A 19,131-nucleotide genomic window follows, 5' to 3' on the forward strand; every position below is an offset into this window, starting at 1 on the left:
CTGAAAGGCGTTATCGCGCGCCGATCGCCTTGAATTGACGCACCTGTTCCGTCAGGGCCCGCTCCACGGGCAGTCGCTCCATCGAGGACGCGCCGTAGAAGCCGTGACAGTTGCGGGTGTTCTTCATGATGAAATCGGCGTCGGCGGGATCGGCGATCGGCCCGCCATGCGCGAGCACCAGAATCTCCGGATTGACGCTGAGCGCGGCCGAGGCCCAGGTGTCGATGCGCGCCGGGCAGTCCTGCAATTTCGGCGCGGTCTGCGCCCCGATCGTGCCGCCGGTGGTGAGCCCGAGATGGCAGACGATGATGTCGGCCCCGGCGATCGCCATCGCGGCGGCTTCCTTCTCGCTGAAGACGTAGGGCGTGGTCAGCAGGTCCTTCTCGCGCGCCTTCGCGATCATGTCGATCTCGAGCGCGTAGGACATCCCGGTCTCTTCGAGATTGGCGCGGAACACGCCGTCGATCAGGCCGACGGTCGGGAAGTTCTGCACGCCGGCAAAGCCGAGCGCCTTCAACTGGTCGAGGAACACGTCCATGTCGCGGAACGGATCGGTGCCGTTGACGCCGGCGAGCACCGGCGTCCTGCTGACGACGGGCAGCACTTCGCCGGCCATCTCCAGCACGATGGCGTTGGCATCGCCGTACGGCATGAGCCCCGCGAGCGAGCCGCGGCCAGCCATGCGGTAACGGCCGGAATTGTAGATGACGATGAGATCGACGCCGCCGGCCTCCTCGCATTTGGCCGACAGCCCCGTGCCGGCGCCGCCGCCGACGATCGGCTCACCCCGCTTGGCCATGCCGCGAAATCGCCTCAGGAGTGCTGCGCGCTCAAACCTGGCCATCGGTCACCTCGCTAGTCTCCGGCGCGCCCCGGTGCGGCCGAACAGCGTTCGGAACGCAGCTGCGATGGTCGAGGCGAACTCGGGATCGTTGATGTTTCTGGGGACGCGAATGAGCTGACGGTTGCCAGTCTGCCGCACGGTGCGTTCCAGGGTGCGGAACAGCGCGGCGTCGGCATCCGGATCCCAGAACGGCTGACCACGGGTATCGAGCGCGGAGACGCCGCCCTCGGGCAGGAAGAAGCGCACGGGCCCGTCCATCTGGTTCAGCTTTTCGCCGATCCAGCGGCCGATGCGCTCGTTCTCCTCGGCGGTGGTCCGCATCAAGGTCACCTGCGGATTGTGAACGTGGAACTTGCGGCCCCGGTAACGCTCCGGGATGGTGTCGGGCGCGCCGAAATTGACCATGTCGAGTGCGCCGACCGAGCCGACATAGGGCGCGCGCGTGCGGATGATCGCACCGAAACGATCCTCGGTCGCGGGAAACACGCCGCCCATCAGGAGGTCGCAGACTTCGGTCGTGGTCAGGTCGATGACGCCTGCGAGCTGGCCGGTCTCGACCAGCTTCTCCATCGAGCGGCCGCCGACGCCGGTGGCGTGGAAGACGAGGCACTCGAAATCCTCGCGCAGATCGGCGGCGATCCTCTGCACGGCTGGCGTCGTCACGCCGAACATGGTGATGCCGATCGACGGCAGGCTGGCGGCGGTCGCGCGCTCCCTGGCTTCGCGCTGATCGAGGCGCGCCTTCACCATGCCGGCGATGGCATTCGCACCGTTCGACAGCACCGCGCGCGAGATCGCGTTGAGCCCCTGCACGTCGGTGACCGAATACATCATGGTGATGTCGGCGGGCCCGACATAGGGCCCGACATCGCCGGAGGCGACGGAGGAGATGATCAGCTTCGGCACGCCGACGGGCAGGGTACGCATGCCCGGCGCAACGAGCGATGCGGCACCCGAGCCCCCGGCCGTGATCACGCCGGCGATATTGCCTTGCCGCCGCAGCCAGTTGGCGAACGCATCCGCCATCGCGGTCACGGCGGCGCCGCGGTCCGGGCCGAACACGGCCGAGCCGCCGCGTCCGTGGTTCAGCGCGATCTCCTGTGCGGAGACGTCGCAGCTCGCATGCCTGCCGCTGGTGGAGACGTCGACCAGCCGTGTGCGCAGGCCGCTTCCCGTGATGATGTCGCGGATGAAGCGCAGCTCGGTGCCCTTGGTATCGAGCGTGCCGACGACCAGCACCACCGGAGGTCCGGATGCCTGTGCCGTCGCCGGCTCGCGCTTGCGCCGCGCGGTCTCGTCGAGACGTGCGACCTGCGTCGAGAGCGTGCGTGCGGCGGCTTCGATCCGCGCGATCGAGACCGGCTGGGACCAGCGCGTCGGCAAGGTAGGGTTGGAGATGTAAATCCGGATCGGCCCGCTCGGGCGCGACGGCTGCGGGGCCGGCTTCGGCTCACTGTCGGCAGCGGGCGCGTCGGGATCCGGCTCGAGCGTCGCGTGCAGTCCGACGCCGAGCAGGCGCTGCTGGAGTTCGCGATCGGCGGCAAGCCGCGCCGAATCGATGATGCGGTTGATGCGGCCGTTGACCATGATCGCGACATTGCGCGAGACCGCGGTGGCGACGCCGATGTTCTGCTCGATCACGAGCACGGCCATGTCGCCGTCCTCGCCGAGCCGCAGCAGCATCTCCTCGACCTGCGCGACGATGACGGGGGCAAGCCCCTCGGTCGGCTCGTCCATGATCAAGAGATGCGGATTGGTGAGCAGCGCGCGCGAGATCGCGAGCATCTGCTGCTCGCCGCCGGACAGCTGGCCGCCGCCATGGTCCTTGCGCTCGGCGAGGCGCGGGAAGGTGTCGTAGATGCGCTCGACTGTCCAGGCACCGGATCGCATGCTGGCGGCGAGCCGCAGGTGCTCGTCGACGCTGAGCGAGCGCCAGAGGCGGCGGCCCTGCGGCACATAGCCGACGCCGAGGCGGGCGATGTGAGCCGGCGAGCGCCGCGTGATGTCCTCGCCGCGGATGCGGATCGATCCGCCGCTCACCGGGACCAGTCCCATGATCGCCTTGCACAGCGTGGTCTTGCCCATGCCGTTGCGGCCGACGACGGAGAACACGCCGCTCTCCAGCGCGAGGTCGACGCCTTGCAGCGCGTGCGAGTGGCCGTAGTAGACGTCGAGGCCGCGGACCTCGAGCGCGGCGGCTGTGCGGCGGACCTCATTCATGGCCGCCTCCGAGGTAAAGCTCCTGCACCTCGGGATCGGACTCGATCTCCTGCGGCAGGCCTTCCTTGAAGACGCGGCCGTTGTGCATCATCGTGACGCTCTCGACGACGCGCAGGGCGACGTCCATGTCGTGCTCGATGATGATGTAGCCGATATGGGCGGGCAGCGAGGTCAGGATCTCGATCAGCTCCTGCCGTTCGGTCGGGGACAGGCCCGCGGCCGGTTCGTCGAACAGCACGAAGCGCGGGGCGCCGGCGAGCGCGAGCGCGATCTCGAGCTGGCGCTGCTGGCCATGCGCGAGCTCGGCGACGCGCTGGTCCTTCACCGCGGTCAGGTGCACGGCCTGCACCAGGTTGTCGGCTGCGTGCATCAGGGCGTCGTTCTGTCCCGGGCGCAGGAACGAGAAACGTCCGCGCGAGATGCCGCGGCAGGCGAGATAGACGTTGTCCTGCACGGTGAGGCCGGGGAACAGCGCCGAGATCTGGTAGGTCCGGCGCAGCCCGCGGCGGATGCGTTCATAGGGCGGGAAGTGGGTGACGTCCTCGCCGAAGAAGCGGATGGTGCCCGAGGAGGGCGGAAAGTCGCCGGTGATGCAGTTGAACAGCGTGGTCTTGCCGGCGCCGTTCGAGCCGAGCACGGCGCGCCGCTCGCCGGGACGCACGGTAATGGTGACGTCGGTCAGCGCCGCCAGCGCGCCGAACAGGCGCGTCACGCCGCGCAGCTCGAGCGCGGCGCCGGCGCCGACGGCGGAGAGGCGTTGGGCGACGCTATCCATGGCCGCTTGCTCCGCCCGAACGGCTCGTCGCGGGGCGATGGCTCTGGCGCCAGCGCTGCCACAGGCCGATCACGCCGTCCGAGGACCAGAATACGATGGCGAGGAAGCCGAGCCCGATCAGCAGCCGGAAACGGTTGCCGTCGAGCCCGAACTTGATCAGGACGTCGAGCGCGAAGGTGCGCAGCAGCACGAAGATCAGCGCGCCGATGAAGGGACCGATCGGGCGCGTGATGCCGCCGACCACGGCGATGATCAGCACGTCGATGCAGGCGCCGACGCTGACCGAGCCCGGTGAGATCTGGCGGTAGTTCCAGACCTGGAGCACGCCGGCGAGCGCCGCGACGAAGGACGCGAAGGCGTACGCCGCGACGCGGTGCGCATTGACGTTGAAGCCGAGCGCGGCCATGCGGCGCGGATTGTCGCGCACGCCTTGCAGCGCCAGGCCGAACGGTGCGCGGGAGATGTAGTCGACCGCGAAGTAGCACAGCGCGGCGACTGCGAGCACGATGTAGTAGAAGGGAATGTCAGCGCGCCAGTTGACGCCCCAGAAATGCGGCGTCGCGACGGTGTTGATGCCGGTGTGGCCGTTGAAGATCGCCCAGTTCTGGTTGGTGAAATAGTAGAAGGCCGCGCCGATCGCGAGCGTGATCATGATGGTGTAGATGCCTTCGGTGCGGACGGCCAGCGCGCCGCCGAGCGTGCCGAAGACGGTCGCGAGCGCGAGCGCCATCGGGACCGCGAGCCACCACGGCCAGCCGAGGCTGATATTGGTGTTGGCGCTGACGCCGAACACAGCGACCATGTAGGCCGCAAAGCCGGCGATGGTGAGCTGCATCAGGCTGACCATGCCGCCATAGCCGGCCAGGAACATCAGGCTCAGCGCCATGGTGCCGAGGATCAGAGTGGTGGCGAATATCTCGATCAGGAAGAAGCCGTTGGCGATCAGCGGCATGATCAGGAGGAGGACCGCGACGATCCAGGCGGCGGGATTGTCGATCTCCGGCCATGCCCGTCCGGAACGCTGTGCCACGGCGGCGGGGTGGACGGTGACGCGGGCATCGTGGGCGAGGGACATGTCAGCGCCTCGCCAGGAGGCCCTGCGGCCGGATTGCCAGCACCAGCACCATGATCAGAAAGGTCACGACGATGGCGTAGGTCGGGATGTAGACCGAGCCGAGCTGCTCGGCGAGGCCGATGATGAGCGCACCGAGCGCCGCACCGGGGATCGAGCCCATGCCGCCGACGATCACCACCACCAGCGAGGCCAGCAGGAAACGAATGTCCTCGCCGGGGGACAGCGACTGGAAGGTGCCGCCGACGACGCCAGCGATGCCGGCGAGCCCGGCGCCGAACGCGAACACCAGCACGAAGACGAGCTGGATGCGCACGCCGGTGGCGGCCAGCATGTCGCGATCGTCGACGCCGGCGCGGATGATCATGCCGATCCGGGTGCGGTTGAGCGCGAGCCACATGCCGACGCCGATCACGACGGACGCCGCGAAGATCACCAGCCGCACCACCGGATATCGGAGATAGACCGGCTCGCCCGAGGATTTCACCGCCGTGATCAGCGGCAGGTCCACGGGCCCGATCAGCCAGCTCGGGGTCTGGATCTGGTAGAAGTCGCCGCCGCAGGCCCAGAGCATCAGGTCGGCAAACACGATCGAGAGCCCGATCGTCACCATGGTCTGCCTGAGGTCCTGGCCTTCCATGCGCCGGAACACGATCACCTGAAGCAGCACGCCGACCAGTGCAGTCAGGACGAAGGCAACGATGAAGCTGAGGAGCCAGGAGCCGGTGGCTGTGCTGATGGCGTAGCCGACATAGCCGCCGAACAGATAGAGAGAGCCGTGCGCCAGGTTGACGTTGCGCATCAGGCCGAAGATCAGCGTGAAGCCGCTCGCGACGAGGAAGTAGAGCCCGCCGAGCGTGATGCCGTTGAAGACGGCGTTGAGGAAGACGCGCTTGCGCCCGATTGCCTCTTCGAGGCCCGGCGGCCAGACTGCGAAGATCAGCCACAGCGCGATGGCGATCGCGATGATCGAGATCAGCGCCCAGGCGGGATGGCGTTCGATGAAACGGCTCATTTGCGCCGCCCGCTTGTCCAGGCGGCGCGCCGAAGCTCCACCGAATGCAGGTCAGACAGCCTTGCAGCGGCTGCTCGCCTCGCCATGAACGTGCGCTCCCGTCGTCGCGACCATCTGGGGGTCGCGTTGCGCTCATCCTAGCCGGGCTTTAAGTGCGACATTTGATCGTGAGTATCTTTTCGCGCGGCGGTCAGGCGCGCAAGACCTTGGCGGCGCGACGATAGTCGGTCGGAGCCATCCCCACATTGGCGGCGAAGAAGCGGGTGAAGCCGCTCTGCGAGGAGAAGCCGAGATCGAAGCCGATATCGGCGATCGGTGCCTCGCTGGCGACCAGCGCTTCGAGCGCCTGTTCCATGATCAGCGTGTTGAGATAGAGGTTCGGCGTGACGCCGGTCTGGACGCGGAACAGCCGGTAGAAGTGAGGTCGCGACAGGCCGGACTCGCGCGCGATGGTGTCGAGCTCCATCTCCGCCCCCGGACTCTCGGACATCAGCTTGATGCATTTGCGCACGCGGAAGTCGGTCACGGCGCCGCTCGCCCGCGCATCGCGTACGGTCTCCGCCTGTTGCCAGCTTTCATCGTAGCAAATGTCGATCAGCCGCCGGAGCTCGGAATCGAGGCTGGAGAGCGATGGTGCGCCGCACACCAAGGCGGCTGTTCGCCGGATGTGCTTGTCGAGCGCGACAGTGCGCTTGAACTGCGTGCGGCCGAAGCGCAGCCGGTCGGTGCCCGATGCATCGGGCGCAAACCATTCGGGATTGACATAGAGCACGAAGAAGATCGCGCCGCCGTCGAGGTCGGTCGGCAGAAAATTGTGCGGCTCCCAGGGATTGACGGCAACGACCGAGGTTTCGTTGAGATCGTAGTGGCCGGCGGAGACATCGATGCATGCGGGCATGCCGCCGACATGGAAGATCAGATGACCTTCACGATGCGCGTGGATATTGAAAGGGCGGTTCAACTGATAAACCGTCGCCCGACCGAACCGGCCGTGGAAGACGGCGAGCGCACGGCTCATGCCTTCCCTCCCGAATGTTCTTGTCTTTTCAGCCAGCGTTCAACAACGCCGCCGAGATTGCAAGAGCGGAGAGCGCCCGCGTCAGCAAGTCGCTCCCCGCTCGTCTGCTGCCGATGTGATGCGTCAGTATTTCTTACATTCCGGCACGGTGCGGCTCGGCAGCCCGATCTTCGAGAACACGGCCGGGTCGTAGCCGAGCGTCTGGTTCACGTTCGGGATCACCTTCACGACCTTGCTGAACAGCGCGCCCTTGCCGTCATCGACGACTTCGGTGACGAAGTTGGTGCCGATCGCCTGACGATTGGAGTCGAGCTTGATCTTGCCGTTCGGCGCGTCGAGCTCGATCTTCGCGAGCGCAGTCCTGAACTTCGATTGGTTGTCGCTGAGATCGCCATTGACCTCGCGCAGCGCCAGGATCAGGGCCATTGTCGAGCCATAGTAATTGGTCGCGAGCAGTGACGGGCTTGGAAAACGCTTGTTGGGCGGGAAGGCGTCCTGATAGGCCTTCACGAACTTCTGCCAGCCCGGATCCTCCCAGGTATCGGCCTGGCCGCTCGCAGCGATGGTGCCGATCAGCGCGTTCTTGGCATTCCCCTTTGACGACAGGATGGTCTGGTCGATCATGATGGAGCCTCCCATCAGATGCGCCTTGCCGCCGGCCTGCTGATACTGATTGAGGAAGTTGACGGCGTCCGCCCCGCCAAGCCCGAGATAGATGGCATCGACGTCGTCGGGCAGCGCGGCGATGACGGAGGCAAAGTCCTTGGTGCCGAGCGGCACCCATTGCCGGTTGGTGACCTGGCCTCCGGCGCCGCAGAACTCGAGCACGAGGCCGAACACCTGGGTGTAGATGAAGGAGTAGTCTTCGCCGACGGTCGCGATCTTGCGATACTTCTTGTCGTCATAGGCGTATTTGCCGAGGCCGACCTGCCACTGCGCGCCGTCCATGTTGTAGCGGAAGAAGTTCGGGGCAGGATCGACATAGGTCGTTTCCTGGGCGCCGGATGCCGCATTGATGAAGGTCAGCTCGGGATGGGTCTTTGCAAAGTTCTTCACCGCGATACCCTCGTCGCCGGAGAGCGGCGACAGCAGGATCTGCACCTTGTCCTGCTCGATCAGCTTGCGGACGGCGCGCACTGCCGAATCCGGCGTCGCGTCGGTCGATGCGACGATGAATTCAAGCTCCTTGTCGCCGATTTTCTTGCCCAGCACGTTGAGTGCCGTCTGGTGGCCGCGCATGCCGTCCTCGCCCAGCACCGTGTAGGTGCCTTCGAGGGTTGCGGTCACGCCCACCTTGATCTTTTCCTGGGCGATCGCCGCGCTCGAAAGAAACAGGCTGCTCAGCGCAAGCAGTCCCACACCGCATTTCGACATTGTGCTCCTCCCTGTGTCGTCGCTTTGTTGCCGCGCCGAACCGGGCGCGACGCCCGTGGCTCTCGAACGGCCCGCGGCTTTGGAGGGAAGCTAGCTGAAGTCGAATGCGGTGCCTGCGTGGGCGCCTCGTCCGGTTTGACGGGCAGTCTCATTTTTGAATGTTGCGGCGCAAGTGATTTTGCAGTGCAATCGGCGACCGTGCCGCGCCCTGATGCGCCCGCCGTCCTCAAGGCATCTCACACCCAGCCGCCATCCACGACGTAGTGCTGAGCGGTGCAGGCGGAGGCCTCGTCCGAGGCGAGGAAGACGGTGAATTTCGCGACCTCGTCCGGCACCAGCCGGCGCTTCAGGCACTGTCGCTGCTGCAGTTCGATCTCGCCCGCCGGCGTCATCCATTTCTCAAGCTGGCGCTCGGTCATGATCCAGCCCGGCGCGATCGCGTTCACGCGGATATTGTAGGGACCGTAGTCGCGCGCCAATGAACGCGTGAGACCGACTACGCCCGACTTGCTGGCTGTGTACGCCGCCATGCCGCCTTGTCCGGCCATCCACGACACCGAGCCGAAATTGATGATGGCGCCGGCCTTCGCCGCCTTCATGTCCGGCAGCACGGCTTGCGCCGCAAAGAACTGGTGCTTCAGGTTCACCGCGATGCGGTCGTCCCAATATTCCGGCGTCATCTCTTCGGTGTTGTGGCGTTCGTCATGCGCGGCATTGTTGACGAGGATATTGATCGCGCCGTGCGCTTTGCGCGCCTCGGCGACGCCGGCGCGCAACGCGGCGATGTCGGTCAGGTCGACGCGCTGGAAATGCGCAGCCAGACCCTGATCGGACAGCTCGCGTGCCAGGCGTTGGCCCTCGTCGGCCTTGATGTCGAAGAACACGACATTGGATTTCTGCTGCGCGAAGCGCCGCACGATCGCAGCCCCAATCCCCGATGCGCCACCAGTGACGAGAACGACCTTGCCGGCAAGGTCGGAATAAACGGCGGCCATGGGCACCTCTTTTTCTTGTGTTGCGGGCGGTGCAAGGCGCCGCCCGGTTGTCCTGCCAACCTTAACCGCTTCCGCCGTGAGGTCCATAGATCAGAATTTTAGTTGCGTACCTCAAAAATCGAAGGCAGGATTGCAGCCAAAGAATAAGAGCCGATCGGGAGGGATGTGATGAGACTGCTCGGGAAGCTGGGACTCGCCGCTGCCGCATGCCTGCTTTGGGTCAACTCTGCCGCAGCCGACACGACGGTGAAATGGCTCCACATCGAGGCCAATCCGGCCCAGGTGAAGATCTGGGAGGAGGTCGCGCGCGACTATGAGGCGTCGCATCCGGGCGTCAAGGTCGAGATGCAGTTCCTCGAGAACGAGGCCTACAAGGCCAAGCTGCCGACCATCCTGCAATCCAAGGATCGGCCCAACATCATCTACAGCTGGGCCGGTGGCGTCCTGACGGCGCAGATCGAAGCCGGCGTCCTCGACGACATCACCGATTCCGTGAAGGGTTACAGCGACAGCCTGACGCCGGCAGCGCTCGCTGCCTTCACCAGCAATGGCCGCGTCTATGGACTTCCGACCGCGCTGTCGCAGGTCGGCTTCCTCTGCAACAGGGAGCTGATGGCCAAGGCGAAGGTCGATCCCGCGGGGATCAAGAGCTGGGATGACCTGCTTGCCGCCGTCAAGACGTTGAAGGCCGCAGGCGTGACGCCGATCGTGGTCGGCGGCGCCGACAAATGGCCGTTGCACTTCTATTGGACGCATCTTGCCGTGCGCATTGGCGGCAAGCCGGCCTTCGACGCGGCGCTGCGCGGCGAGAACGGCGGCTTCGCCGGCGAAACCTTCCAGAAGTCCGGCGAGCTGTTCAAGCAGCTCGTCGATCTTCAGCCGTTCCAGAACGGTTTCCTGGGCTTCAAGAATCCGCAGGCCGTCGGCTATTTCGGTGACGGCAAGGCCGCAATGACGCTCGCCATCAGCACCGTCTATCATCTGCAGCGCGCGCTCGCCGCCGACAAGGTGGGCCTCTCCGAGGACAAGATCTGCTGGTTCGACTTCCCGGTCGTCTCGGGCGGCAAGGGCGCGCCGACCGACACGCTCGGCGGCATCACCGGCTGGCTGATCACCAAGGGCTCGCCGAAGGAGGCGGTCGACTTCCTGAAATACTTCGTCTCCAAGGACGTACAGACGCGGCTTGCGGCGGGCAATTTCATCATCCCGGTGGTGCAGGGCGCGGATGCCGGCCTCAACAATTCCTTCATGAAGCTGATCGCGGCCAATCTGGCGAAGTCGAACTATCACCAGAACTTCTACGACCAGAGCCTCGGTCCCTCGGTTGGCCGCGTCGTCAATGACGTTACTGCCGAAATCGCCGGCGGCAGCATGAGCCCGCAGGACGCCGCGAAAGCGATCGAGGCGGCCTGGAAGCAGGGTAACTGACGGTGGCGCGACCGATCGCGAGCGCGCCGGCGATGAGCGTTGCGCAGACATCGGTCTCGCCGACGGCGGTGCGCGGCCCCGGCTGGGACGGCCGCTTCACGGTGCTGATCCTGTTCCTGCCGCCGGCGCTGCTGTTGTTCACGCTGTTCGTGGTGGTGCCGATCGGCGAGGCGGCCTGGTACTCGGCCTTCAACTGGAACGGCTTTGGCCGGCCGACCAACTGGATCGGCTTCGACAATTACCGCTTCGTGCTCGAGACGCGCGCCTTCTGGCTCGCGCTGCGCAACAACGGCCTGATTATCGCGGTCTCGCTGCTGGTCCAGCTGCCGCTGGCGCTCACGCTGGCCTTGATGCTCGCCGAACGTTTCCGCGGGGCAGTGGCGCTGCGCATGCTGTTCTTCATGCCCTATATCCTGGCCGAGATCGCAACCGGGCTGATCTTCTCATTCGTCTATGATGGCGATTATGGCCTGGTCGCCTCGATCTGGCGCACCTTCGGCGCCGAGCCGCCGCATCTGCTGGCCTCGACCGACACTGCGATGCTGGCGGTGCTGATCGTCATCGTATGGAAGTATTTCGGCTTCCACATGATGCTGTTCATCGCCGCGCTTCAGGGCCTCGACAAGAGCCTGGTCGAGGCGGCCACCATCGATGGCGCGACGCGGTCGCAGACGCTCCGCCACGTCGTCATCCCGTTGCTCTATCCGACCATCCGCCTCTCGGTGTTCTTCGCCATCATCGGCTCGCTCCAGCTGTTCGACCTGGTGATGCCGCTGACGCGCGGGGGACCTGCGGATTCCTCCAACACGATGGTGAGCTTCCTCTACAACAACGGCATCTCCCGCATGCGCGTCGGCTATGGCAGCGCCATCGGTCATCCTGTTCGTGATCTGCGTGACCTTTGCCTTCACCTACAAGCGATGGTTCATGCGCGATGAGTAACACTGAGACCACCCGTGCCGCGTTCGATCCCGCCGTGCTGTTCAAGGCGCTGTTCCTCGCCGTGATCGCCGTCTTCGTGCTGGTGCCGCTGCTCGCGACCCTGCTCGGCGGCTTCAAGTCGCTCGGTGAGCTGCGCGTCAATCCGTTCGGCCTGCCAAGGCACTGGGAATGGCAGAACTATGCCGACATCCTGTTCTCAGCGCGCTACTGGCAGCTGCTCCGCAACTCGCTGGTCATCTCGACGCTCGCGGTGGCGCTGACCCTGATCGTGGCTTCGATGGCCGCGTTCACCTTCGCTCATGTCAGGTTCTACGGCTCATCGATGCTGCTGAGCTACCTGACGCTCGGCCTGCTGTTTCCCGCCGCGACGGCGGTGTTGCCGCTGTTCATCAAGGTGCGCGATCTCGGGCTGCTCGATACGTATTTCGGCGTCGCGCTGCCGCAGGTCGCATTCAGCCTGGCCATGAGCGTGCTGCTGCTGCGGCGCTTCTTCAAGGACATTCCCTATGAATTGCTCGAAGCCGCGCTGGTGGACGGCTGCAGCTACATCAAGTTCTTTCGCTACGTGACGCTGCCGCTGTCACGGCCGATCCTTGCCACCGTCGGCACCATCACCTTCGTCAACAGCTGGAACGCCTATCTGCTGCCACTGGTGATGCTCAACACCGATGCGCTCTATCCCTGGCCGCTCGGTATCATGGTTTATCAAGGCGAGTATTCGTCCGAGTGGCACCTGATCCTGGCCTTCATCACGCTGACCATCCTGCCGACGGTCATTCTCTTCCTTCTGGCGCAGAAGCACATCGTTGCCGGCCTCACCGCAGGCGCGGTCAAGGGATGAACGGAATCTCACGGAGATCACAATGAGAAGAATAGGCGTCGGAATCATCGGCTGCGGCAATATCAGCACCGCCTATCTGAAGGCGGCCCAGCGCTTCCCGGTCATGGAGGTCAAGGCGCTCGCCGACATGCGCAGCGATGCCGCGGAGCGCCAGGGCGCGGCCTTCGGCCTGCCGGGGATGCGGGTCGATCAGTTGCTGAGGCGCGACGACGTCGAGATCGTCATCAATCTCACGGTGCCGCTCGCTCACACCGACGTCAGCCTCGCCGTGCTCAATGCCGGCAAGCATGTCCATTCCGAGAAGCCGCTCGGCATCAACGTCGCGGAGGCGCGCAAGGTGATCGATCTCGCGGCGCAGAAGAACCTTCGCGTCGGCTGCGCGCCGGATACGTTCCTGGGCGGTGGACACCAGACCGCGCGCAAGCTGATCGACGACGGCGCGATCGGCACGCCGGTTGCGGGCAGCGCCTTCTTCGGCTGTCCCGGCCACGAGCGCTGGCATCCGGCGCCAGGCTTCTATTACCTGCGCGGCGGCGGGCCGATGCTGGACATGGGGCCATATTACATCACCGATCTCGTCCAGCTGCTCGGCCCGGTCGCGAGCGTGATGGGCTCGACCGCGCGTCCGAAATCCGAGCGCGTGGTGACCAGCCGGCCGATGAACGGCACGCTGATTCCGGTCGAGGTCTCGACCCATGTGGCGGGCACGCTCGAATTCGAGAGCGGGGCGGTCGTCTCGATCGCGATGAGCTTTGATGTCCCGAAGCACCGGCACGCGCCGATCGAGATCTATGGCGACAAGGGCAGCATGCTGGTGCCGGACCCGAACCGCTTCGGCGGCGAGGTGCAGGTCGCGAGGACCGGCGGTGAATGGGAGACGGTGCCGCCGACGCACGGCCATGTCGACGGCGAGTTCCGCTCGATCGGCGTCGCCGACATGGCCGCCGCGATCCTGAACAACCGGCCGCACCGCGCCAGCGGGGCGCTCGCCTTCCACGTGCTGGAGGTGATGGAGGCGTTCCAGACCTCCGCCGACGACGGGCGGCGCGTCAAGATCGAGAGCCGCGTCGAGCGGCCGGCGATGCTGCCGGCCGGACGCGAAACCGGACAGATCGACTGAGGACAGAAACATGCGCAAGGCAATGATTGTTTGGGGCGGCTGGCCGGGACACGATCCGGATCTCTGTGCCTCGATGATCCGCGGCTGGCTGAAGGCGGAAGGCTTCGAGGTGCGGATCGAAACCACGACGGCGGCGTTCGCCGATCCCGCGATTCACGATCTGTCGTTGATCATCCCGATCTACACCATGTCGAAGATCGAGAAGGCGGAAGCGCTCAATCTCTGCGCGGCGGTGCGCAGCGGCGTCGGGCTCGCCGGCCATCACGGCGGGATGTGCGACGCGTTCCGCGATTCGGTCGACTACCAGTTCCTGTGCGGCGGGCAGTGGGTTGCGCATCCCGGCAACATCATCGACTACAAGGTCGACTTGACGAAGCCGGACGACCCCATCATGAAGGGCCTGAAGAGTTTCGAGCATCGTTCAGAGCAGTATTACATGCATGTCGACCCCGCCAACGAGGTGTTGGCGACGACGACCTTCACCGGCGAGCACGCGCCCTGGATCGAGGGCGTGGTCATGCCCGTGGTGTGGAAGAAGCGCTACGGCGCGGGCAGGGTGTTCTACTCCTCGCTCGGCCACCGTGCCTACGAGCTCGACGTGCCGGAGATCCGAACGCTGATGACCCGCGGCATGCTGTGGGCGGCGCGCGAATGACAGCCGGCGCGGCGCAGCCGGTGCTTCGCGCGACGCTCGAGGATGTCGCGCGCGCGGCGGGCGTTTCGCTCGCCACCGTCGACCGCGTCGTCAACCGGCGCGAGGGCGTGCGCGCCAAGACGGTTGCGCGTGTCGAGGCCGCGGTAGCAAAACTCGGCTATCGTGCCGACGTCGCGGCCGCGCGGCTTGCCCGCGGCCAGACGTTCCGTTTCGCGTTCGTGCTGCCGACCGGCAGCAACAGCTTCATGACCAACCTGACCGAGCAGGTCCAGCGCACCGCGGACTGGCTCGCCGGCCAGCGCGGCTTCATCGATATTCTCCATGTCGACGTGTTCGATCCGGACGTGCTGGCCAGCGCGCTGGAAAACCTGTCGCCGGCCTATCAGGGCGTCGCCGTCATCGCGCTCGACCATCCGAGGGTACGCGCCGCGATCGACGAGCTCGCAGGCCGCGGGGTCGCCGTGGTGACCCTGGTGTCGGACGCGCCGAGCTCGCGCCGCCTGCACTATGTCGGTATCGACAACCCGGCCGCGGGGCGGACCGCTGCCACGCTGATGGGACGCTTCCTCGCCGGCAACGAGGGGACGGTCGCGGTGATCGCGGGATCGTTGTCGCTGCGCGATCACACCGAGCGGCAGTTCGGCTTCCACCAGATCCTGTCCAGCGAGTATCCGGATTTGCGCGCGCTCCCGGTCATCGAGGGCCGCGACGACAGCGACCGAACGCGGAAGCTCACGGCCGCGCTGCTGGCGCGCCATGCCGATCTCCGCGGCATCTATTGCTGCGGCGCCGGGAACCGTGGCATTGCTGATGCGCTCGAGGCCTCGGGACGGGCGCGCGAGGTGGTCTGGATCACCCATGAGCTGACTCAGTATACGCGGCGCTTCCTGGTCCGCGGCACGCTCGACGCCATCATCAACCAGGACCCCGGCCACGAGGCGCGGTCCGCAGCGCGCGTCCTGCTCGCGCATTGCTCGGGTGAGCCCATCAGCCCCGACCAGGAACGCATCCGCATCGACATTTTTCTGCGGGACAATCTGCCGTAACTGCGAGCTCTGATGCGCGGCCGCTGCTCTCGCCCGATCGAGCCGGCGAGGGCGGTTCAGCCTCCGCCTTGCCAGCCGGCGGTCGCGGAGAGGGCGCGCGCGTGGGCGCTCAGGGCCGTCGCTGTCGGACCTTTCAGGTCATCGTCGAGAATACCGATGGGTCCCATCATCGTGATGGCCGCGATCATGAATCCGCCCTGGTCGAAGATCGGTGCGGACAGGGAGGTGAAGTTCGGCAGCAGCGCGTCACGACAACGGCTGATGCCGTCGCGCCGGATCGTGTCCATCATCTCCTCCACCTCGGCCTTGGTGGTTGGCGCGTCATCGACCCGCGTCTCGCGCGAGCGTTCCTCCTTGAGCTCCTGATCCAGCATCTCGCCCGTCAGCGAGCGCGGCAAATGTGCAAGAAAGTTTCGCCCCAGCGCGGACCGCAGCAGGCTCAGGACGCTTCCGACACGCAGCTCGATGATGGGCCGGCTGGCTCCGCCCTCGACGCGATAGATGATGGTCGGTCCGCGATTGCCCCACACGCCGAGAAATACGGTGTGGCCGATCGTCGTTGCGAGTTCGGTCATGGCCGGCCGCGCGACGGCGAAGACGTCGAATTGCTCGATGGCCGCCATGCCAAGCTTCAATGCGTAGGGGCCGAGGGCATAGCAGCCGGTGTCGCTCTCCTGTCGGACGATGCCCACCGCCTGAAAGCTCACGAGATAATAGTGGACGTTGGCCGCGGACATTCCGGTGTTGGCGGCGATCATCTTCAGCGGCACGGGCCGCATTTCGGTCCTAAGGTAGTCGAGGATCTTGAAGCCGATCTCGATCGACTGAATGCCGCGCCGTCCGGGCCGTTCCGCCTTGGTGATCTTGCCGGGTTTGGCTCCTCGTGCGGATGCGGGCGCCGGATCCGGCGGACGGGGTCGGCGCGGCTTCTTCACTGAAAATCCTTATAGATCAGGGTGTTATGACGGGTGTCGTGCTGGCGCATTATTGGGCGCGTCGCGCCGGATATTCAAGCTTGCTGTATTTGACGACATCATATGTATATGACTAAATAAAATTGCCTGAAGCGGGGCTGGGTTTGGCCGCGGGCGCAAACAGGGGAATGACGATGGATGCACGAGCGACGGCGGTACCCGCCGACCAGAATCTGACGCGCAGCGAGGAGCGGCAGGTCGTTCTCGCCTCGACCCTCGGCACCGTGTTCGAGTGGTACGACTTCTTCATCTACGGCTCGCTGGCCGTGTTCATGAGTTCGGTATTGTTTCCGCCGGACAACCCGACCGCCGCCGTGCTTGCGTCGCTCGGTGCTCTTGCGGCAGGCTTCGTGATCCGGCCGATCGGCGCAGTGGTCTTCGGCCGCATCGGCGATCTGGTCGGTCGAAAATATACCTTCCTCATCACCATCGTGATGATGGGCGGCGGCACGGCCTTGATCGGCTTCCTGCCCACCTATGCCAGCGTGGGTCATGCCGCATGGATCTCGCTGGTCATGCTGCGATTAATCCAGGGCCTCGCGGTCGGCGGCGAATATGGCGGTGCCGTCATCTACGTTGCGGAGCATTCGCGTACGGACCGGCGCGGGCTTCTGACCGGCTGGATCCAGATCACATCGTCGGTCGGGCTGGCGCTCTCCATCGCGGTCATCATCGGCACGCAGAGCGTCATGAGCGAGGCCGATTTCAAGGCCTGGGGATGGCGCGCTCCCTTCATCATCTCGATCGCGATGCTGGCGTTCTCGATCTACGTCCGAGCCAGGCTGCATGAATCGCCCGTCTTCACGCGTCTCAAGGCCGAGCGTCGCCTGTCCAGGAGCCCGGTCAGAGACACGTTCGCCCGGTGGTCCAGCCTTCGCCTGGTGTTGATCGCGCTGTTCGGTGTGACCGCGGGGATGGGGTCAACCTACTTCACCGGCCAGTTCTACGTGATGATCTTCATGCAGCAGATCGCAAGGATCGACCTGCAGACATCCTATACCCTGATGGCCATCGGCCTCGTCATCGGTGCGCCGGCTTTCGTTTTCTTCGGCTGGCTGTCCGATCGGGTCGGACGCAAATGGCTGATGATGACGGGTCTCGTACTTTCGGCGCTGTGCTACCGGCCGATGTTTTCGTCGCTGCTGGAGGCAGCAAACCCGCAGCTCGTGGCTGCGACGCGCAGCGCGCCGGTGACGGTGCACGCCGACACCACCAGCGAAGCATGCCGGTTCGGCCTTGCGGCCGCATTGCTGAGCTCGCATGGTGATCACGGCAAGCCTTGCGTCCAGGCCAAGAAGCTGTTGATCGGAAGCGGCATCAACTTCAGCTATGCCGCCCCGGTCGACGGCCAGGCCGTAGCCATGACGGTCAACGGCAAAACGATTGCCGGATACGATGCGGCGGCTTACCGCAAGGCCTTGTCCGAGGCGGGTTACCCCGCCAAGGCGGATCCCGCGAAGGTGTCGTCAGCCTACATCGTCTTTCTGCTGGTCGTCATGACCGTCATCGTCGCGATGGTCTATGGGCCGGTGGCGTCGTTCCTGGTCGAGGTGTTTCCGGCCAACATCCGATACACGGCACTTTCGTTTCCCTACCACATCGGCGCCGGCATCTTCGGTGGCTTCCTGCCGTTCTTTGCAACCTATCTTTCGCTCGCGGTCGGCGACGTGTTTGCGGGGCTCTGGTATCCGGTCGTCATTTGCACGGTCGTCGCCGTGATCGGATCGATCATGCTGCCGAACAGGCCGCAAATCGAGACGGATCACTGAGTATGACATGCCGGCGGGCCGCAGCAGCGGCCCGCTCTCCGTTTCCGTGCCCGGGATGACATGATGGATAGCAACCGACCGAACACCTACAAGGCGGCCGTCGTTCAGGCCGCGTCAGATCCGACAAGCTCGCTGGTGTCGGCGCAAAAGGCTGCAGCCCTGATCGAGAAGGCCGCTGGTGCCGGCGCCAGGCTGGTCGTTTTCCCTGAAGCCTTCATTGGCGGCTATCCCAAGGGAAATTCGTTCGGCGCTCCCGTCGGCATGCGCAAGCCCGAAGGACGCGAGGCGTTCCGTTCGTATTGGCAGGCGGCCATCGATCTCGATGGCGTGGAGGTCGAGACGATCGCCGCGGCGGCGGCCGCAACCGGTGCCTTTACAGTCATCGGCTGCATCGAGCGAGAGCAGGGCACGCTCTACTGCACGGCCCTGTTCTTCGACGGGGCGCGTGGGCTCGTCGGCAAGCACCGCAAGCTGATGCCGACTGCGGGCGAGCGGCTGATCTGGGGGTTCGGCGACGGCTCGACCATGCCGGTGTTCGAGACCTCGCTCGGCAATATCGGCGCCGTGATCTGCTGGGAGAACTACATGCCGATGCTGCGCATGCACATGTACAGCCAGGGCATCAGCATCTACTGCGCTCCAACCGCGGATGATCGCGACACCTGGCTTCCGACCATGCAGCATATCGCCCTGGAGGGACGCTGCTTCGTCCTGACGGCCTGTCAGCATCTCAAGCGCGGCGCCTTCCCGGCGGACTACGAGTGCGCGCTGGGTGCGGATCCCGAGACCGTGCTCATGCGCGGCGGCAGCGCCATCGTCAATCCGCTCGGCAAGGTGCTGGCGGGCCCATGCTTCGAGGGGGAGACCATCCTGTATGCCGACATTGCGCTCGATGAGGTGACGCGCGGCAAGTTTGATTTCGACGCCGCGGGGCACTATTCCCGTCCGGACGTTTCCAGCTCGTCGTCGACGATCGACCGAAGCGGGCAGTATCAACCGTCAGCGCCGTTCGCGCGCGCAATTGAGGGACCGATGCTCTTCGA

Annotated in this window: 15 protein-coding genes and 2 pseudogenes; 8 read left to right on the forward strand and 9 right to left on the reverse strand. The window is 65.3% G+C overall.

The window, feature by feature from the left end; genetic code table 11:
* Positions 1-10: 10 nt before the first annotated feature.
* The 8 genes from ACE10W_RS13790 to ACE10W_RS13825 form a co-directional block, all read right to left on the reverse strand.
* Entirely contained in the window at positions 11-844 is an 834-nt protein-coding gene (locus ACE10W_RS13790) for a phosphoenolpyruvate hydrolase family protein (RefSeq protein ID WP_304552176.1), read from the reverse strand.
* A gap of 3 nt (positions 845-847) precedes the next feature.
* Complete coding sequence (locus ACE10W_RS13795; RefSeq protein WP_304552178.1) at positions 848-3,064, reverse strand: ABC transporter permease; 2,217 nt, start codon at positions 3,062-3,064, stop codon at positions 848-850.
* The gene (locus ACE10W_RS13800) at positions 3,057-3,839 is read right to left on the reverse strand and encodes an ABC transporter ATP-binding protein (RefSeq protein ID WP_011086167.1); all 783 of its coding nucleotides are present in this window, start codon (positions 3,837-3,839) and stop codon (positions 3,057-3,059) included. Before ACE10W_RS13800 ends, ACE10W_RS13795 begins: the two co-directional genes overlap by 8 nt.
* Positions 3,832-4,914, reverse strand: a complete 1,083-nt coding sequence (locus ACE10W_RS13805) for a branched-chain amino acid ABC transporter permease (protein WP_304552181.1) — start codon at positions 4,912-4,914, stop codon at positions 3,832-3,834. Before ACE10W_RS13805 ends, ACE10W_RS13800 begins: the two co-directional genes overlap by 8 nt.
* Before the next feature lies 1 nt (position 4,915).
* Positions 4,916-5,926 (reverse strand): branched-chain amino acid ABC transporter permease, encoded by a 1,011-nt coding sequence (locus ACE10W_RS13810; protein ID WP_011086169.1) that lies wholly within the window; start codon positions 5,924-5,926, stop codon positions 4,916-4,918.
* Between the two features lie 190 nt (positions 5,927-6,116).
* Positions 6,117-6,944, reverse strand: a complete 828-nt coding sequence (locus ACE10W_RS13815) for an AraC family transcriptional regulator (RefSeq protein ID WP_011086170.1) — start codon at positions 6,942-6,944, stop codon at positions 6,117-6,119.
* 123 nt (positions 6,945-7,067) lie between these two features.
* On the reverse strand, positions 7,068-8,318 hold the full coding sequence (locus tag ACE10W_RS13820) for an ABC transporter substrate-binding protein (protein ID WP_011086171.1): 1,251 nt from the start codon (positions 8,316-8,318) through the stop codon (positions 7,068-7,070).
* A 236-nt stretch (positions 8,319-8,554) separates the two neighbouring features.
* Complete coding sequence (locus ACE10W_RS13825; protein WP_028172029.1) at positions 8,555-9,313, reverse strand: SDR family NAD(P)-dependent oxidoreductase; 759 nt, start codon at positions 9,311-9,313, stop codon at positions 8,555-8,557.
* Positions 9,314-9,481: 168 nt separating this feature from the next.
* On the opposite strand from ACE10W_RS13825, the gene ACE10W_RS13830 reads away from it, so the two are divergent.
* From ACE10W_RS13830 to ACE10W_RS13855, 6 genes and pseudogenes are all read left to right on the forward strand, one after another.
* The gene (locus ACE10W_RS13830; protein WP_370204069.1) at positions 9,482-10,741 is read left to right on the forward strand and encodes an extracellular solute-binding protein; all 1,260 of its coding nucleotides are present in this window, start codon (positions 9,482-9,484) and stop codon (positions 10,739-10,741) included.
* A gap of 2 nt (positions 10,742-10,743) precedes the next feature.
* Positions 10,744-11,683: pseudogene (locus ACE10W_RS13835) on the forward strand (carbohydrate ABC transporter permease).
* On the forward strand, positions 11,676-12,524 hold the full coding sequence (locus tag ACE10W_RS13840) for a carbohydrate ABC transporter permease (protein ID WP_060911365.1): 849 nt from the start codon (positions 11,676-11,678) through the stop codon (positions 12,522-12,524). The pseudogene ACE10W_RS13835 and the gene ACE10W_RS13840 overlap by 8 nt, the downstream one beginning before the upstream one ends.
* A 22-nt stretch (positions 12,525-12,546) precedes the next feature.
* Positions 12,547-13,644, forward strand: coding sequence for a Gfo/Idh/MocA family protein (locus tag ACE10W_RS13845; protein WP_304552191.1), 1,098 nt, complete (start codon positions 12,547-12,549; stop codon positions 13,642-13,644).
* A gap of 10 nt (positions 13,645-13,654) precedes the next feature.
* Positions 13,655-14,299, forward strand: a complete 645-nt coding sequence (locus ACE10W_RS13850) for a ThuA domain-containing protein (protein ID WP_018643025.1) — start codon at positions 13,655-13,657, stop codon at positions 14,297-14,299.
* Positions 14,296-15,345 (forward strand): LacI family DNA-binding transcriptional regulator, encoded by a 1,050-nt coding sequence (locus tag ACE10W_RS13855; RefSeq protein ID WP_011086178.1) that lies wholly within the window; start codon positions 14,296-14,298, stop codon positions 15,343-15,345. The genes ACE10W_RS13850 and ACE10W_RS13855 overlap by 4 nt, the downstream gene beginning before the upstream one ends.
* Before the next feature lie 56 nt (positions 15,346-15,401).
* Here the strand turns inward: ACE10W_RS13855 and ACE10W_RS13860 are convergent, their stop codons facing one another.
* Entirely contained in the window at positions 15,402-16,124 is a 723-nt protein-coding gene (locus tag ACE10W_RS13860; protein ID WP_162494206.1) for an IclR family transcriptional regulator, read from the reverse strand.
* A gap of 329 nt (positions 16,125-16,453) precedes the next feature.
* Here ACE10W_RS13860 and ACE10W_RS13865 point away from each other — a divergent pair, with 329 nt between their 5' ends.
* Together ACE10W_RS13865 and ACE10W_RS13870 are read left to right on the forward strand one after the other, a co-directional pair.
* On the forward strand, positions 16,454-18,088 hold the full coding sequence (locus tag ACE10W_RS13865) for an MFS transporter (RefSeq protein ID WP_304552199.1): 1,635 nt from the start codon (positions 16,454-16,456) through the stop codon (positions 18,086-18,088).
* A gap of 60 nt (positions 18,089-18,148) precedes the next feature.
* A pseudogene (locus ACE10W_RS13870) lies at positions 18,149-19,113 on the forward strand (nitrilase).
* The last annotated feature ends 18 nt before the right edge of the window (positions 19,114-19,131 follow it).

The organism is Bradyrhizobium sp. B025 (assembly GCF_042257955.1).
GTDB classification, from domain to species: domain Bacteria; phylum Pseudomonadota; class Alphaproteobacteria; order Rhizobiales; family Xanthobacteraceae; genus Bradyrhizobium; species Bradyrhizobium diazoefficiens.

Coding starts and splice junctions, on each gene's coding strand:
- ACE10W_RS13790 (WP_304552176.1), bottom strand. CDS start 844: ATGGCCAGGTTTGAGCGCGCAGCACTCCTGAGGCGATTTCGCGGCATG.
- ACE10W_RS13795 (WP_304552178.1), bottom strand. CDS start 3,064: ATGAATGAGGTCCGCCGCACAGCCGCCGCGCTCGAGGTCCGCGGCCTC.
- ACE10W_RS13800 (WP_011086167.1), bottom strand. CDS start 3,839: ATGGATAGCGTCGCCCAACGCCTCTCCGCCGTCGGCGCCGGCGCCGCG.
- ACE10W_RS13805 (WP_304552181.1), bottom strand. CDS start 4,914: ATGTCCCTCGCCCACGATGCCCGCGTCACCGTCCACCCCGCCGCCGTG.
- ACE10W_RS13810 (WP_011086169.1), bottom strand. CDS start 5,926: ATGAGCCGTTTCATCGAACGCCATCCCGCCTGGGCGCTGATCTCGATC.
- ACE10W_RS13815 (WP_011086170.1), bottom strand. CDS start 6,944: ATGAGCCGTGCGCTCGCCGTCTTCCACGGCCGGTTCGGTCGGGCGACG.
- ACE10W_RS13820 (WP_011086171.1), bottom strand. CDS start 8,318: ATGTCGAAATGCGGTGTGGGACTGCTTGCGCTGAGCAGCCTGTTTCTT.
- ACE10W_RS13825 (WP_028172029.1), bottom strand. CDS start 9,313: ATGGCCGCCGTTTATTCCGACCTTGCCGGCAAGGTCGTTCTCGTCACT.
- ACE10W_RS13830 (WP_370204069.1), top strand. CDS start 9,482: ATGAGACTGCTCGGGAAGCTGGGACTCGCCGCTGCCGCATGCCTGCTT.
- ACE10W_RS13840 (WP_060911365.1), top strand. CDS start 11,676: ATGAGTAACACTGAGACCACCCGTGCCGCGTTCGATCCCGCCGTGCTG.
- ACE10W_RS13845 (WP_304552191.1), top strand. CDS start 12,547: ATGAGAAGAATAGGCGTCGGAATCATCGGCTGCGGCAATATCAGCACC.
- ACE10W_RS13850 (WP_018643025.1), top strand. CDS start 13,655: ATGCGCAAGGCAATGATTGTTTGGGGCGGCTGGCCGGGACACGATCCG.
- ACE10W_RS13855 (WP_011086178.1), top strand. CDS start 14,296: ATGACAGCCGGCGCGGCGCAGCCGGTGCTTCGCGCGACGCTCGAGGAT.
- ACE10W_RS13860 (WP_162494206.1), bottom strand. CDS start 16,124: ATGCGGCCCGTGCCGCTGAAGATGATCGCCGCCAACACCGGAATGTCC.
- ACE10W_RS13865 (WP_304552199.1), top strand. CDS start 16,454: ATGGATGCACGAGCGACGGCGGTACCCGCCGACCAGAATCTGACGCGC.